Origin of the sequence: Pseudoalteromonas haloplanktis ATCC 14393 (genome assembly GCF_000238355.1) — a bacterium.
Classification (GTDB): Bacteria; Pseudomonadota; Gammaproteobacteria; order Enterobacterales; family Alteromonadaceae; genus Pseudoalteromonas; species Pseudoalteromonas haloplanktis.
The window spans coordinates 117,582-133,829 of the sequence record NZ_AHCA01000002.1 but is presented as its reverse complement, the minus strand read 5'-3'; the positions used below and the strand labels follow the sequence as shown (position 1 = coordinate 133,829).

The 16,248-nt window shown below is 40.6% G+C and carries 15 protein-coding genes; 10 read left to right on the top strand and 5 right to left on the bottom strand.

The annotated features are described in order from the left end of the window. Nucleotides 1-17: 17 nt before the first annotated feature. The 4 genes from PHAL_RS0104785 to PHAL_RS0104770 all read right to left on the bottom strand — a co-directional run bounded on the left by PHAL_RS0104785 (nucleotide 18) and on the right by PHAL_RS0104770 (nucleotide 4,383). Nucleotides 18-329: a DUF962 domain-containing protein gene (locus PHAL_RS0104785; RefSeq protein ID WP_016707285.1), complete on the bottom strand. Its 312-nt coding sequence runs from the start codon at nucleotides 327-329 to the stop codon at nucleotides 18-20. 171 nt (nucleotides 330-500) lie between these two features. Beyond that, on the bottom strand, nucleotides 501-1,898 hold the full coding sequence (locus tag PHAL_RS0104780) for a DcaP family trimeric outer membrane transporter (protein WP_016707284.1): 1,398 nt from the start codon (nucleotides 1,896-1,898) through the stop codon (nucleotides 501-503). A 10-nt stretch (nucleotides 1,899-1,908) separates the two neighbouring features. Beyond that, nucleotides 1,909-3,003, bottom strand: coding sequence for a DUF481 domain-containing protein (locus PHAL_RS22785; RefSeq protein ID WP_016707283.1), 1,095 nt, complete (start codon nucleotides 3,001-3,003; stop codon nucleotides 1,909-1,911). Between the two features lie 90 nt (nucleotides 3,004-3,093). Then, on the bottom strand, nucleotides 3,094-4,383 hold the full coding sequence (locus PHAL_RS0104770) for an anti-phage deoxyguanosine triphosphatase (RefSeq protein WP_016707282.1): 1,290 nt from the start codon (nucleotides 4,381-4,383) through the stop codon (nucleotides 3,094-3,096). Between the two features lie 176 nt (nucleotides 4,384-4,559). Between PHAL_RS0104770 and PHAL_RS0104765 the strand changes: the two genes are divergently transcribed. The 6 genes from PHAL_RS0104765 to PHAL_RS0104740 all read left to right on the top strand — a co-directional run bounded on the left by PHAL_RS0104765 (nucleotide 4,560) and on the right by PHAL_RS0104740 (nucleotide 9,979). Next, nucleotides 4,560-5,366, top strand: coding sequence for a glucosaminidase domain-containing protein (locus PHAL_RS0104765; protein ID WP_016707281.1), 807 nt, complete (start codon nucleotides 4,560-4,562; stop codon nucleotides 5,364-5,366). Beyond that, complete coding sequence (locus PHAL_RS0104760) at nucleotides 5,359-6,027, top strand: DUF2987 domain-containing protein (protein ID WP_016707280.1); 669 nt, start codon at nucleotides 5,359-5,361, stop codon at nucleotides 6,025-6,027. The genes PHAL_RS0104765 and PHAL_RS0104760 overlap by 8 nt, the downstream gene beginning before the upstream one ends. Before the next feature lie 193 nt (nucleotides 6,028-6,220). Further along, nucleotides 6,221-6,697 (top strand): GreA/GreB family elongation factor, encoded by a 477-nt coding sequence (locus PHAL_RS0104755; RefSeq protein WP_016707279.1) that lies wholly within the window; start codon nucleotides 6,221-6,223, stop codon nucleotides 6,695-6,697. Nucleotides 6,698-6,948: 251 nt separating this feature from the next. Next, nucleotides 6,949-8,343 carry a RimK family protein gene (locus PHAL_RS0104750; RefSeq protein ID WP_016707278.1) on the top strand — a complete coding sequence of 465 codons (1,395 nt, stop codon included), beginning with the start codon at nucleotides 6,949-6,951 and terminating at the stop codon, nucleotides 8,341-8,343. Then, nucleotides 8,343-9,449 (top strand): GNAT family N-acetyltransferase/peptidase C39 family protein, encoded by a 1,107-nt coding sequence (locus PHAL_RS0104745; RefSeq protein ID WP_016707277.1) that lies wholly within the window; start codon nucleotides 8,343-8,345, stop codon nucleotides 9,447-9,449. The genes PHAL_RS0104750 and PHAL_RS0104745 overlap by 1 nt, the downstream gene beginning before the upstream one ends. Before the next feature lie 14 nt (nucleotides 9,450-9,463). Beyond that, nucleotides 9,464-9,979, top strand: coding sequence for an MgtC/SapB family protein (locus PHAL_RS0104740; protein ID WP_016707276.1), 516 nt, complete (start codon nucleotides 9,464-9,466; stop codon nucleotides 9,977-9,979). An 18-nt stretch (nucleotides 9,980-9,997) separates the two neighbouring features. Here the strand turns inward: PHAL_RS0104740 and PHAL_RS0104735 are convergent, their stop codons facing one another. Next, a complete protein-coding gene (locus PHAL_RS0104735) occupies nucleotides 9,998-11,023 on the bottom strand; it encodes a GlxA family transcriptional regulator (protein ID WP_016707275.1) in 1,026 nt (341 codons plus the stop codon). Nucleotides 11,024-11,149: 126 nt separating this feature from the next. Between PHAL_RS0104735 and PHAL_RS0104730 the strand changes: the two genes are divergently transcribed. The 4 genes from PHAL_RS0104730 to PHAL_RS0104715 all read left to right on the top strand — a co-directional run bounded on the left by PHAL_RS0104730 (nucleotide 11,150) and on the right by PHAL_RS0104715 (nucleotide 16,232). Further along, entirely contained in the window at nucleotides 11,150-13,048 is a 1,899-nt protein-coding gene (locus tag PHAL_RS0104730; RefSeq protein WP_016707274.1) for a beta-ketoacyl synthase, read from the top strand. 185 nt (nucleotides 13,049-13,233) lie between these two features. Then, a complete protein-coding gene (locus tag PHAL_RS0104725; protein ID WP_029216025.1) occupies nucleotides 13,234-15,039 on the top strand; it encodes a M14 family metallopeptidase in 1,806 nt (601 codons plus the stop codon). Between the two features lie 3 nt (nucleotides 15,040-15,042). After that, nucleotides 15,043-15,684 carry an MBL fold metallo-hydrolase gene (locus PHAL_RS0104720; RefSeq protein WP_016707272.1) on the top strand — a complete coding sequence of 214 codons (642 nt, stop codon included), beginning with the start codon at nucleotides 15,043-15,045 and terminating at the stop codon, nucleotides 15,682-15,684. A gap of 89 nt (nucleotides 15,685-15,773) precedes the next feature. Continuing rightward, entirely contained in the window at nucleotides 15,774-16,232 is a 459-nt protein-coding gene (locus tag PHAL_RS0104715; RefSeq protein ID WP_016707271.1) for an Lrp/AsnC family transcriptional regulator, read from the top strand. The last annotated feature ends 16 nt before the right edge of the window (nucleotides 16,233-16,248 follow it).

The window sequence follows — 16,248 nt, the reverse complement described above, 5'->3', positions numbered from 1 at the left end:
GACTCGCTATCATGGAATTACCACTTTATTTTCCCAACCAACATGTCTTTAAACATTACCCAATCTCCCAACAAGCTATAGAGCGGATGTTTGAATGTCGCAGGGCGGTTTTTTTCAAAGAAAAAATGGCCAACCCACGCAAAACCGTAGCCAATAATAGGTAATAACCACAATAACGAAAATTGCTGGCTAAACAACGCGTATAAAATGACAAGGAGGACTAAAAAACTACCAGCAAAATGCAGACGACGGCAAGTGGCATTTCTATGCTCTTGTAAGTAGAAAGGGTAAAAGCGTTTAAAACTGGTAAATTCTGGGGTACTTTTCATATTACTTATCTTTTTATGTTGTTAATAGTCAACAATACCTGTGAGGCATTTATTTCGGCGAACGTTGAGTATTTATCCAACTCAATAAACTGAATAAAGGTGGTTCATCGATAGTTTAGTAAATTGTACTTACAAACAGGCTTGTAATTTTGTCATCATGGTACTTCCTTATTAATATTTAAAACCAATTGATGTTTGTAGCCTTACGTTATCAGCATCTTCGTTACCAAAACTTTCAACTTTACCGTATTGTAGTTCAACACCAACGCGAGACATTGGGGTTGGGTTCCAGATCAAATTAACGTTTGAGTAAAATGAACTGCTAAGCGCGCGACTTCGCTGTGAATCAATGTTATCAATCTCAACGTAGCCAAAACCGATAGAGCTGGTGTATTTATCACTCCATTGGTGATCTAAATAGGCGTAGCCAACGGTGATTGGGATTGCTTGCAGTTTGCCATTAATATCGACTCCCGCATCACTGCCACCTGTTGCAACGCCATCCGCAGTGCCATCTGCATAATAACTGCAGCAGGCATCATTGATGTAGCGGCCAATGCCTTCGCCATGAGTAAGCTGATATTTTAGGGTGTTTTTGCGGTCTATGGCGTATTTACCCGAGACGTTAATACCCCAGCCAATTACCTTGTCATCGCTGCTACTGGTCTCATAACCAAGTTGGCGCAAAATAATCGATGATTTAATATAGCCTTTTGTAAAGCCATTGATGTAGCTGGCTGTAATATCAGGTAAGTCATTTTGCTCTACGTATAAAAAGTCATTACCCGTGACAAAATTAGGCAAAGCTAAATCGGCATCTGACTTTTCAATGGTGAACATGAATTTATCATCTGTGTTGGTATGAAGGTTATAGCGCAGTTGCGGTTGGCGAGCGAAGACCACTGAATTTGGGCCCCAATAATCCATGATATTTGGAAACGCATCTATGTCCATAAAACCAGAAAACGTTTGCCCAGCCCCCCAATTACCGAGCTCTCCCCACAAATGTGTAAGATTAAATTTTGCATTTCCTTGGGAATCAAATAAGTCAACACCAAAACGGGTGGTCATTGCACCGTATTGAGTGGGGGTGGAGCTATTAATAGTTAGGTTAGATTGTCCAGCACTGAGGGTGGTTTTATCGTGGGTTGCTCCTTCGTCATACGCAATAGAAGAAGGTTGAAAACCCGCTCTATTGGTCATTTCGCCACTGTTGTAAATTGCATCTAACCAAATTTGTCCGCCAATCTGTAAAGTGGTATCAGAGTTAGTGAGTTGAATACTCTTGTCGGGGGCGTCAAATTGATAGCTTGGCCGCTCTAAAAAACGTGTGAATAATGCCGACGAAATGGCCACTTCTGCCGCTTTATCAGCTAGGTGTGCAGTAACCACGGTCTCTCGTTCTAGCTCTTCAATTTTACGATCTTTTTGAGCGACTTGCTGCTCAAGTTCAGCTAAACGTTTTTCCAGTTTATCGAGGCGTTTATCTGTTTCATTAGCAAGCACGGGTTGTAAGCTTAAAATCGTTGCTACAGCAGTTGCACAAACTGAGCGATGAAATATCTTCATCTGTATGTCCTTAAAGTTCTATGCCTAATTGTACGACCATTTTGTAGTCATCATTTTCAGGAATAGTGCCATCAGCATTGGCTACAGGGGATTTTAAGTGATCCCAAACAAATGAAATATCAAAATCGATGTCATCGGTAATATCAAATGATGCTCCCGCTTTTGCTGATTGAGCATTACCGCCTGCTGCGGTTTCAGCAAAGGTAAACTTATAATCAAACGTTAAATCTATATCAGACGTTAGTTCATACTCAGTATTAGATTCAATATAAAAAGAACTCGATGAGTTTGTTTTATCAGTGCCTTCAACTACATCAGAGAATTCTGTATGTTGAAAAGCAGGGCCCATACCAATATCCCACTCGGTCTTATCCGTATCAATTAAATAGTAACCGATACCGGCCCCTATGGTGTATTTATGATCAATGTTTTGAAACGGGTCACGAAAGTAGTCAAAGGAGATTGGTCTGAAATACAGTGATTTAGTATAAAACCAGTCAAATGTGCCGCTAGCACGAATATTGTTTTCGGTAATTTCATCATCATTACTTGTACGATCAGCAAGGGCGTTGATCAGTAAACGGTTTGATGCTGTTCTGCGTTTGATATCAACAGAGGCAGAATATTCCGTTTGTTCAGTATTACCTTTACTGATATTTGCCCCAATCCCCACTTTGATACTCCATGCACTTAGGGCATCGTCAAATGAGGGAGCGACAGAAACTAAATCACTGTACTTGTATTGATCGGGTCGGCTCATACCAACGACTACATAACCACCGGAAATATTGAGTGGGCCTTCAAGTACTGTTCCATCATTAAACCTCACTGCATGACTGCGCCCAGAAATAACCATGAAAATGTCCTCTCTATCAATATAGAGGGTATCGAGTACATCACTCTCAAATTCAAGTTGTTTATCGTAGTAGGCCTTGATATCACCTTTGAGCCACTCGCCCGATGTGAGCCTCACCCAGTCATATTTTTCACTTTCTTTTACAATGGCGCGTTGTTCATCCAAATGGGGATCCGGATTTTTAGTTGCTGCGAAACAGCCAAAAGATGTCATGGAAGCGATAGCGAGCGCTACTGGCAATATTTTCATTGTACAATCCTTGATTATTGCAGTTTCTATAAATCAACGTAATGCTAGTCCAAGCTAAAATAAATGTATAGCTTTGGGGACGCTGAGTGTTTAATTATTACTTGAAAACAAGCGTTGATGCGTTTTAAACGCATATTCATCTGTCATACCACTTAAGTAGTCACAAATTACCCGTTGCGTATTGCCGTTTTGTTGTTGTACGTGGCGAAATATGTTCGCAGTCGTTTCAGGCAAAAGCCGTAAAGGCTCACAAGCAAATGCTTCAAATAACTCAATGATTAACTTTTGTCCTTTAAATTCAATTTGCTGCATATGAGAGGCTCTGATCAACCGTTGATAAATGAAAGACTTTAAAGTATCGAGTAAGTGTTGGTAGCATGGCGCTAAAGTGACAGTGTGATTCAATATCGGGTTTTCAAACCCTATTTCTGTGTTAATGATTGATGATTGGGTGATAAAGAGGTTTACAAGCTCACCGATCACATCTTTTCTATGTGCTTCACTACCTAAAAATAACCGCTCGGTTAACTGGCTGTGCACAAGCCAGTCACACTCTACTTGAGCAAGTGCTGGTAAAGCATGATTTTGCCATTCCTTTAAGGTAATTTGTTCTGTTGCAATGGCGTCTTCAAGATCATGCACTGCATAGGCTATATCATCAGCAAGTTCCATGATCGCTGCGTCAAGGGACTTGAAATTGGTTTTAGATCTAAATTCATCAATCACATTAAACTGGCCTAAGCGCTGTTTATCAGTAGAAGACAGGGGGGCAATAATCCAATCAAAGGTTTCTTGATCATCTTTATATAGGCCTTTTGCAGGTCGCCAGTCATCCGCCTTTATGTAAGCACGCAGTGGATCATGATGAGGAATCGTATGCCATAAATCATTAATAAAAGCTGGGTACTTTATAAACCCGAGTAAAGTGCGTCGCGTTAGGTTCATACCGTGGCCATCACTGTAGGGTTCTAACTTTGATACAATTCTTAGCGTTTGTGCGTTACCTTCAAAACCGCCGTGTTCACGCATCATGTAATTAAGCGCGATTTCACCACCATGACCATAGGGAGGATGACCTATATCATGAGCTAGGCATAATGTTTCGAGTAAGCTCGGATCGGGGAAATGAGTGAAGTCAGGGTGTTGCTTTTCTAAATGACGAAGTAAACCGCTACCAATTTGCGACACCTCTAAAGAATGGGTTAATCGGGTACGATGAAAATCATTAAGCCCTATACCCATTATTTGCGTCTTTGCTTGTAAACGACGAAATGCAGCTGCATGGATTATGCGGGAACGATCAACCTGCCATGGTGAACGGTTATCATTAGGGCGGTGTTTATTTTGATCAATAATACGACTTTGCCAAGCGAATTCCATTAAATGAACATCCAAAACTTCTTTAAGGTTTATATGAACTTAATTGTAGCCGATTTTTTTAGATTATAAATCACCCAAATGGGGATATTCGCCTTTATTTGTGGTGTTAGGTATAATGGCGGGTCACATGCATGTGGATATACCATGCATATATGTTAGTTTTTTTGAGAGAATACATGCTTAAGTTCCTATTTCGTTTAATTGTTAGCCTATTTTTTATTTGGGCATTAATTTACCCATTCATAGAAAAATCGACTTCGTTAATTGACAGTGAAACAATTGCAACTAAACCCCCGATAAAAAAACCAGAAAAGCCACTACACTCTGTAAAACTACCCGATTTTAATGGGTTTGTTGATGTTAAAGAAAAGAAACATGCATTTTTTGACTTTATTCGCCCACACATTGAAGCTGAAAATAAAAAGATTTTACAACAAAGGGCTACCTTAGAAATTGCGCTTATGATGCTGCAATACGATGAGCCATTGAGTGCTAGTCAAACAAAACAAGTTAAAACGATTTTAAACAGCTATAAATTACCCAAAACCATTGATCGATTGGCATTAAAGCAAGCTCTGCGTCGAGTAGATATTATTCCAAAGGAACTCGCATTGATGCAAGCTGCTAACGAGTCAGCATGGGGAACCTCGCGGTTTGCTCGTATTGGTTTGAATTTTTTTGGGCAATGGTGTTATAGCAAAGGCTGCGGTATGGTGCCAAACCGCCGTAATGATGGGGCTGAGCATGAAGTGGCAGCATTTAAATCAGTTCGCGCCGCCGTTAATTCGTATTTTAGAAATATAAATACGCATGCAGCTTATAAGCAATTACGTAGTATTCGCGCCGATTTACGTCAGCAACAACAGCCGATTTCAGCCACTGAATTGAGCTACGGGCTCACGTCATATTCTGAACGTGGTGAAGCGTATATTGAAGAATTAAATCAGATGATCAACCAAAATAGAGCTTACTTTGATGAATAATCCAGTATTTAGTTTTAGTTATGTAATTGCCACAGTAATTGCGCTTCTGGCCACTTTTAATCTACACGCAAAAGAGTTTGTGGTCTCTTATGATGGTTTTTATGACCGTTTAAAAGTGGTTAATAAAGGGGATTTTCAATTTGCTCAAGTCAACTTTTATATAACTGACATAGCGACTAATGACGAATGTTTAATTGAAAGTGGACGTATAATTACTGAGCGTGAAGAATTTGCTCTCAATTATACTGAACATGCCCAGTTATTATTACCCTACGATAAACAGCTTGATACAAACAAAGCTGTGGTTGTAATTGAACCACAAAATAAAAATCATGATTGTCAGTTAAAATTACAGATTGAAGCGCGTGAATTTTCCAACAGTAATTTAAATAAACATCAATTGTATCAGCTTGACCAAGAGTTTGATGACTTGCTTTCTGATTTATCAGGCTTTTTTATCAGTAAACTAATGAGCTTTTTGTTACCTGAACAAAAAGGGGTGGTATTAACATTTAGCTCCCCCGTTACCATTGCTGATCCTGCTTTTAATTGCCAAGATGCAATTTGCCATGTCAGTGTTACTGACGAGTGGGAAGATGATAAATTTGCTTTTGATATTACAACACCATTATTAAAAGTAACTCCTTGGATTGCTAAATAGTAAGTAATACCAATCGACTTAAATATTTAACCATTATAGCGAGCTATAGTTGCTCAGTAACTTAACACGATTGGTATAAAAGATGGCCAAGCACTGTGGTATTCAGTGCTTGGTTTGCGTGGCTTGCTTGTTAAACGCAGCCGATGGCAGGCTTAGATACCTGTATAACTGATTGAAATTAATCTATTAAACTATGAATAAAAACCATGTAATTGAGTGTTTACGTTTTGCTCTAGAGGCCCAACTAGCAACCGCACAGGCTGCGGCTAAAACAGCTTACGATACTGCTATCCATGAAGAAAACATTGCTGAAAATAAGTACGATACACTAGGGCTTGAAGCGGCGTATTTAGCACAAGGGCAAGCCGAACGGGTGAATGATTGTCACTTAAGCATAATTGAATTTGAAAAAGCATTTAAAACACCGACTTCAAAGCAGGTTACAATCGGGTCATTGGTGTGTATTTGTGATGAAGATGAAAATCTCAAATGGTATTTTATAGGGCCACTGTCAGGCGGTTTAAGCATAAAAATAAAAAACACCTTAGTGTATGTACTGACCCCACAATCACCATTAGGGAAACTACTCATAAACAAGCAACAAAATGATGAGCTTAGTTTTACAGTAGCAAATAACACAACGCTTTTGGAAATAATTTCAATCAGTTAGCTTTATGTCAAGTCGATTCGCTAAGCTGTTAATCGCTGAACTGAGATTGATTAAATTTACTTATCTTAACGCCAAAAATTATTCGTTGGAAAGAGGCTGCAAAACCCTTTATAAATCACCTGTAGATTAAGCAGTAGCTAAATCTAAAGCACCCATCCTGTTAAGTACACGTGCTACGCACAATTATTACTTAGCAGTATGGGTGTTTCTATTTACATTCATTTTTATTTTGACTTATTTTAGGAAAAGTCGTGTTTAAAACCTTGATCGTGGTTGATAACAACGAGCAGTCTCTTGCTCACTCATTCGAAAACGTAATTACCTTCAATACCTACTTACGAGATTACCCAAAACATAATGAGCCAAAAACACGCATAATTAATTTATGCGACTCAAGTCAGTACTTGAGTAAAGGCTATTATTGTTCATTACTTGCTGAAGCACGGAAACATCAAGTTTTACCAAGTGTGAAAACCATTAATGCGTTACGCAGTGGTCAAACATTAATGCTAAGCATAGGCGTGCTGACTGATGCAGTTTACTTTGGTCAGGCTGTCAATGAGCTACAAAACAAAGCAGCTAAATCGGTATTCAAACAATACCCAGCACCGATTTTATTTGTAGATCAACAAGGGCTACTAAAACAAGGTTCTTTAGCGTCTCTTAATGCTGAACAACACCATGAGTTTGTAGCTAAACTAACTGAATTCACGCAAACACAATGGCGGATCAGTAGCACTCAAAAGCGTTACCGTTGGGATATGGCGATTTTGGTTGATCACAATGAGAAAGTACCACCAAGTGATAAAGATGCGATTGCCCGATTTATTAAAGCTGCTGCTAAACACGGTATTCATGCGCAAGCGCTTAGTTTTGATGAGATAGATAATATTGCTCAGTTTGATGCGTTATTTATTCGTCAAACAACGGCGATAGATCATCCAACCTATCGTCTGGCAAGTAAAGCGCAAAGCTTAGGTTTAGTGGTCATCGATGATGCTGACTCTATTTTGCGTTGCTGTAATAAAGTGTATTTACATGATGCGTTTAATTATCAAAAAGTGCCGAGTTTAAAAACATTAGTGGTTGCAGATCAAAATGACGACACCATTACTCAGCTTGAAAATACTTTTACTTACCCATTAGTACTGAAGATGCCTGAAGGCTCGTTCTCTAAAGGGGTGTATAAAGTAGCTGATCGCACTGAGTTGGTTGCAAAATTAAATGAGCTGTTTGAATTTAGCGCCTTAGTATTAGCGCAAGAATACATGTATACCGAGTATGATTGGCGAGTAGGGGTGTTAAATGGCCGTGCTATTTATGCATGTCGTTATTTAATGGCACGTAACCATTGGCAAATCTATAACCACGACGCAAAACGCTTCTTCTCAGGTGGCTTTGAAACATTACCTACTTTTGAGCTACCTAAAGCGGTGCTTGATGCTGCTTTAAAAGCCTGCAAAACAGTGGGGAAAGGTTTATATGGTGTTGATGTTAAAGAGCATCAAGGCCGTGCTTATGTGCTAGAAGTGAACGACAACCCAAGTATTGATCATAAAGTAGAAGATGCCTACTTAGGTGATGAATTATACATGCTTATTATGGATGAATTTAAGCAACGTCTTGAAGCTCGAGGTCGAGGTTAATGTCTGTTCATGATGTGGCAGTGCGAGTTGCCACAGACGCTGATTTAAAGGCATTACTTGCAATAGAGCAACAAAGCTTTAGTCAAGATCGGTTAAGTGCCCGCAGTTTGAAACGTTGGATAACGGCTAAGCATGGAATTTTGCAGGTTGTCGAATCAAACAATCAATTGCTTGGCTATGGTTTAGTATGGTGTCACAAAGGCACTCGTTTAGCTCGTTTATACTCACTTGCAGTAGCACCGCAGGCGCAGGGGAAAGGTCTTGCACAGCAGTTACTAAGTTCACTTGAACGTGCTACTGCAGAGCGCGGTAGGGTGTTTATGCGCCTTGAAGTGGCGGTAAATAATTTAGCCGCCATTGCCTTGTATAAGAAACTGGGGTATCGGGTATTCGGGCAATACAGTGATTATTACGACGACCATAGCGATGCGCTACGAATGCAAAAAAACATTCGTAACACCAATGAACTTGAGTTTACACGAGAAACTCCTTGGTATCAGCAAACCACGGAGTTTACATGTGGCCCTGCTGCGTTATTGATGGCCATGTCATCACTAAAAAAAGCAGTGATCACCCAGGTCAGTGAACTTGCGATATGGCGTGAAGCAACGACTATTTTCATGACTTCAGGACATGGTGGTTGTCATCCATTAGGGCTTGCACTAGCGGCAAATAAACGTGGCTTTAAGGCTGAAGTGGTTATTAATACCCGTGATACTTTATTTGTAGGTGGCGTGAGAAACGACAACAAAAAAGCGATTTTGCATACTGTGCATAATCAATTTGTAGTTGAAGCCATTAATCATAAACTCGATGTTAAATATCAGGAATTATCACTGGAACATATCGAGCGCTGGCTGGCTGAAAAAATGGCTGTGGTGTTGTTGATCAGTACATATCGCTTTGATGGTAAAAAATCGCCTCATTGGGTGTGTGTGACTCATCTAGATGAACATTGCTTGTATGTGCATGATCCGTTTTGTGAAAACGATAAACAACTAGCGATTGATTGCCAGCATGTACCCATTGCAAAAAGTGATTTTGTAAAAATGGCGAGTTTTGGCAGCTCTCGTTTGAGTACCGCACTGGCTATAAAAATAAAGTAATTTTAGGATGTTGAGTGAGTTTTTTTGAATTAGTAGATATTACCCCTTATTCGTGGTCAGCAATTGGTAGCGCGGCTTTTTGTGGCGCCTTAATAGGCATGGAGCGGCAATTACGAGGCAAACCCGTTGGGATCCGCACCTCTGTGTTGATCATATTGGGTACGTATTTGTTTTTAGCCACCGCGTTTATGCTCCATGGTGATGTAATTGACCATTCGCGGGTGGTTGGTCAAATCATCACTGGGATTGGCTTTTTAGGCGCTGGAGTCATGCTTGCGAAAGATGGCGCTGTGGTGGGGGTGACATCGGCCGCAACGATTTGGGTATTGGCATCCATAGGAGTTGTGATTGCAACGAATAATTTACTGGCAGCGATTAAATTGTCTATTCTCGTGGTGGGTATTTTATATGGTGTTGATGTGCTTGAAGCGAAATTCAAAAGTTTGAGCAAAGGTGTACATCGCCATGTGAAAATTTACTCAAAACGGTATTACAGAAGTAATAAAAAAGAAGCTGAACGCCACGATTAAGTGGCGTTATTTGTATCATTAATTGCCAAATAACTTTCTTCTGACCACGTTGCGATAATCGCTAGGGGTTTGCGAGAGTAACTTTTTAAACACTCGGGTTAAATGTCCCTGATCGTTATAGCCCACCTCTAATGCGACTTCTTGAATCGACAAGTTTGATGACGCTAAAAGCTCCTTTGCCGTTTGCACTCGTAGTTGTTGCCAGTATTCAATCGGACTTTGATTGGTGGCTACTCTAAAGCGTCGTGTAAACGAGCGATAGCTTAAGCCAAATAATTGGGCCACTTCGGTTAAGCTTTGTTCTGTGGCTAAGTTGTTTTTTAGCCAAAATTGAATTTGAGCGATGAGTTCGTCGGGATGGCGATCCACCGCACCTTCAAGGTAGCGCTGATCTTCATAAGGTTTTCGTATTTCATGAGAAAAGTTACGTTCAACATGTTGAGCGGCAGCTTGTCCATAGTATTGACTAATAATGTGCACAATGACATCCGCTAATGCATTCAAACTTGCCACACTGTATAAACGTTCTGACTGAGTGATGAAAAAGTCAGGTTTGAGTAATACCTGTGGGTAATCGCGTTTAAATTGTTCTGCATAATGCCAGTGAGTTGTTGCTGGATGACCATTTAATAGCGTTGCCTCAGCCACTAAGCAGTTACCAGTGCCGACCCCAATAATCGAGCTACCCTGTTGCCAACTACAAGTTAGCCACTTCACAAGCCCTTGGTTTGCCCTAACAACGGGGCGCGGGTTACGCCAAATACCGGGCACTATGATCAAATCACTGTATGGTGCATTGGCATAGGTGTATTCGGGTATAATCGCCAAACCACTGCGATTTTGGATTGGCTGTCGATCTTCAGCTATCAAATTGATCTGCAATGGTCGAAATTGCGTTGCGGTTGAATGGCCTTTTGCATGACCTTTTGCGTAGGCTTCACCTGCTCTAAGCATTTCGATGGGCAGTGTTAAACTGGTGATCAATAAATGCTGATAGACCAACATACTGATCTGTAACGGGCTATCTTTGAAGTTGTTGTCCATTTAATTGCTCCGACCAGTTGCTACTGGCCTATTAAGCTTGTTATTTGGCTATTTAAGCACAATGCTTACAGTAAAATCCATCTAAACTAGTTACTTCTCCTATAACACGTTTTCTCAAGGTAAATTATGACAGCATTACCCGTTATTGTCGGCATGGGCGGAATTAACGCCGCGGGCCGTACCTCATTTCATCAAGGTTATCGTCGTATCGTGTTAGACAATTTAGCAGGCGACGCACGCCAAGAAACGTTTCTAGGCTTAGCGACTTTAATGAATCTTGTTTCATTACAAGAGGGCGAATTAAAAGATCAACACGGTAACTCAATTAAACAAAGTGATATAGAGGCTCAGTTTGGCGAACAGATTATCGCGGGGACTTTGATCCGTAAAATTGAAAAAAATCATTTTGATGTTGATGCGACGCCATGGCAACAAAAAATGACATTAACGCTTAGCGATGAGCAAGCGATTGTATTTGAAGCACGTCGTCGTGACTTACCGCAACCAGTACCGTCAAGTTGGTTAATTGAAGACATTACTGATAAAAAAGTTAAAGTCACTATTGCGGCTGAGCTAGACATAAAGCATGACAGCACCCGTGATAACCCCATTAAAGCCGCAGGTCAGTTACCAACAGGTTTTGATCCGGCCATTATGTACAATAGCCGTTACCAACCGCGTGGTTTACAAGCCACAATTTTCGCTGCTACGGATGCGATACGCTCAACAGGACTTGATTGGCAGCATATTATGAACAGTGTTGAGCCAGACCAAATTGGTACCTATTCAGCATCTGTGGCAGGGCAGGTCAATGATGAAGGTTTTGGTGGTTTAATTCGTTCGCGCCAACAAGGCGAGCGGGTCAGCACTAAGCAGTTGGCACTGGGTTTAAATACCATGTCTACCGATTTTATCAATGCCTATGTAACTGGTAATGTCGGTACTACGTTTACCACCTCCGGTGCCTGCGCGACGTTTTTATATAATCTGCGTGCAGCTGTTAATGATATTCAAGCTGGGCGTACTCGTGTAGCTGTTGTAGCGTCTTCTGAATGTGCTATTACACCTGAGATCATTGAAGGTTTTGGCAATATGGGCGCACTGGCTAACGAAGAAGGCCTGAAGCGTTTAGATAATACAGAGACGGTTGATCATCGCCGTACAAGCCGTCCATTTGGTGAAAACTGTGGCTTTACAATTGGTGAAGGTGCACAAGTGGCTATCCTGATGGATGATGCGCTCGCATTAGCATTAGGTGCAGATATTATGGGAGCTGTAGCGGATGTATTTGTGAATGCCGATGGTGTGAAAAAGTCGATCACAGCACCAGGACCTGGTAACTACATTACTATGGCAAAATCGGTGGCATTAGCGGCTAATATTTTAGGCACTGAAGCGGTTCAACAACGCAGTTTTATTTTAGCGCATGGATCAAGTACGCCGCAAAACCGTGTGACTGAATCGCTAATTTATCATCGAGTAGCGCAAACCTTTGCAATTGATAACTGGAAAGTTGCTGCGCCTAAAGCGTATGTTGGGCACACTATTGCTCCTGCTAGTGGCGATCAGTTAGCCATGGCATTGGGTGTATTTAGTCACAATATTATGCCAGGTATTACCACTATAGATAAAGTGGCAGATGATGTGTATGACCAACATTTAGATATTCGTACAACACATTACCAATGTACAGATATGGACATTGCTTTTATCAATTCAAAAGGCTTTGGCGGTAATAATGCGACAGCGACAGTGTTATCACCTAAAGTCACCATGGAAATGTTAGCAAAGCGTCATGGCAGTGATGTAATGAACGCATACACAGTGGCCAATAACAGCGTTGCGGCTGCGCAAGCCAGTTATCAGCAACAAGCGGATTTAGGTCAGTATGACCTTATTTATCGCTTTGGTGATGGCATGATTGAAGAGAATGACATTGTTATTTCTGAAACTGATATGCAGATCCCAGGATTTGACAAAGCAATATCATTTACTAAAACCAATCCTTATCAAGATATGTTTTAAGCACATAATTCTTGAATGGCAAGGCGCTTTTATAGCGCCTTTTTTAATGTATAAATATTAGCCCTATAAAGTTTTCAAATTGTCATTGGCTGCATTTTTTTGTTGAATCACCGCAGTTTACGCGATCTGTCATTTTTCCTTGTTATAATTTCACCCTATTAAAGAGGCCAATGTTTGAGAGTCCTATGATCGCCAGTTTATTATTGTTAAGTGCAACTACTGCCACATTAGATAGCCATTTACCGCCATTACTACCTTGGCAAGGGCAAAGTCTGACACTGATACAACAAAAAGGCCCATTAACCACTGACTTCGAACTGAGCGAAGGGCTAAATTCGCCAAATTACCAACAAACAATGGCGTTTGTTGATCGCCTTGTAGCAGCAAACCCGACTCAATTTCAAGTGCAAACTATTGCCCATAGTGCCAGCGGCCGTGCGATAAAAATGTTGGTCGCCAGTGAAGAGGGGGCTTTTACGCCTTCTCAGCTGATGCAAAATACAAAACCAACACTATTCATTCAAGCGGGTATTCACGCAGGTGAAATTGACGGTAAAGATGCGACGTTTATGTTACTACGTGATATCGCAACCGGTAAGCGTCGTGACATTTTAAGCCAAGTAAATATCTTGTTTATTCCTATTTTGAATGTGGATGGTCACGAGCGTCGCAGTCAATTCAACCGTATCAATCAACGTGGCCCAGTAGAAATGGGTTTTCGCACTAATGCTAATAACCTTAACTTAAATCGTGATTACACGAAGCTAGATACCCCAGAAGTACGCGGCGTATTAAAAGTCATTAAGCAGTTTAAGCCTGACTTATACATTGATGTACATGTAACAGACGGGGCAGATTATCAGTATGATGTTACCTATGGTTACAATCCTGTATTTGCAAGTGAATCACCCAGTGTTTCAGCTGCATTGGATCAGTATTTTAAACCTGTTATTGATAAAAAGTTACAGGCTCAAGGTCATCTTCCTGGACCTTTAGTTTTTGTTATGGATAAGCGCGACTTTAAAAAAGGCCTAGCGGGCTGGGTTGCGACTCCTCGTTATTCGAATGGTTGGGGCGATTTACGCTCACTACCTACAATTCTTGTTGAAAACCATTCGCTTAAACCTTATAAGCAACGAGTGCTTGGTACTTACGTGTTTTTAGATGGCGCGATTTCAGCATTAGCGCAGCATCATCAACAATTAACGGAGGCGGTTAAAAAAGAGTTAGCATTTGTACCAAGCCAGCTGATTGTTGAGCGTGGTTATGCTAAAGAGCCAAATACGCTAATATTTGAAGGCATTAAATATACACGTAGTGAAAGTGCTTTGAGTGGCCAGATGGAAGTAAAATACCTTGGTGAAAAGCAACATTATGATGCATTACCTATTTTTTGGCAGAAAGAAGTAAAAACAACAATCAAAGTACCCAATGCATTTTATATTCCTCCAGCGTATCCACAGATTGTCGAAAAGTTAAAGCTACACGGTATAGCAGTACAAACAGTGACTGCAGATGCACTACCAAGCCATTTAAAAATGGCGATTGTAAAACGTCATGAATTTGCTAAAACGCCGTTTGAAGGTCGCTTTAGGGTAAGTGCTGATTTTGACTTTGTTGATGTAACGGAAAAGAATTTGACCGGGTGGTCTAAAGTCGAAACTGCGCAACCGTTAGGTGAATTAGCGACGCATTTACTACAGCCAAAGGCACCGGATTCATTTTTTGCTTGGGGTGAGTTTAATACGATTTTTCAACGTACTGAGTATATGGAAAACTACGCGTTAGCGCCTTATGCTCGTCAGATGTTAAAAGACAAACCGGCATTAGCATTAGAGTTTGATAAAAAAATTCGTGAAGATGCTGCTTTTGCAAACGATCCGCAAGCGCGCTTGAACTGGCTTTACGAACATACGCCATTTTATGATCAAGCCTATTTAAAGTATCCTGTACTTATGACATTTTTAGAACACGCCCAAGAAAAGAATTAATTTATGGAAATTATTACTCTACCGGTTACTGCGTTTGCACAAAATTGTCGAATTATTATTTGTAAACAGACTCGCCAAGCAGCTGTGATTGATCCAGGTGGCGATGCTGAAAAAATTATTGCTGAGCTGGCTAAGCATTCAGTGAGTGTGCAATGTATTTTACTGACTCATGGTCATCTTGATCATGTGGGTGCTGCAAAAATACTGGCAGAACATTTTTCAGTTGATATTGTGGGCCCACAGCAAGACGAGTTATTTTGGTTTGATGCATTACCTATGCAAGCGCAAATGTTTGGCTTTGCACCAATAACGCCTTTTTACCCCCATCATTGGCTCAATGATGGGGATATTTTCCCTGTGGGTGAATTGCGCTTTGAAGTTCGCCATTGCCCTGGCCACACGCCGGGTCATATAGTCTTTTATGAAGCAAAGCATCAGTTGGCCATTGTTGGTGATGTGATTTTTAAAGGCTCAGTAGGGCGTACTGATTTCCCTAAAGGAGATGCACAGCAGCTACTTGCGTCAATAAAACAAAAAATCCTAACTCTGCCAGATGAAACCAAAATCCTTTCAGGGCATGGACCTGACACTAAAGTAGTTACAGAGCGCATATCGAATCCATTTATAAGTGGTAAATATGGTTAGTTACGCATAAAAAATGCATAAAAACACAAGACTCAGCTAATAAAGCAATGTATAATTTAATCAATTTAGTAAAATAAAAAAGAAATAAAATGTCTCTAAATCACGTAGATCGCCAAATATTGGCACTGTTACAGCAAGATGCAAGTCTTTCGACCGCAGATATTGCTGATAAAGTAGGCTTATCTCAGTCACCTTGTTGGCGTCGTATTGCAAAACTTGAACAAGATGGTTACATCAAAGGCAAGGTTGCATTATTGGATGAGAAAAAACTTGGTTTTGATATGTTAGTGTACGCCCATGTTCGTTTGTCGAACCATGGCCGTACTAATCTTGCTGAGTTTGAACGATTGATCTTAAGTTACGACGAAGTAACGGAATGCTACAGCATGGCCGGTACTATGGACTTTATGTTGCGGATTATTTCAAAAGGTATTGAAGGCTACGAGCAGTTTGTTCGTGATAATTTATTAAACCTTGAGTTTGTCCAAGAAGTTCATTCAAATGTGACGATGACCTGCGTAAAACGCAGCACTTCACTACCGCTTTAATTATATTCCAACAGGC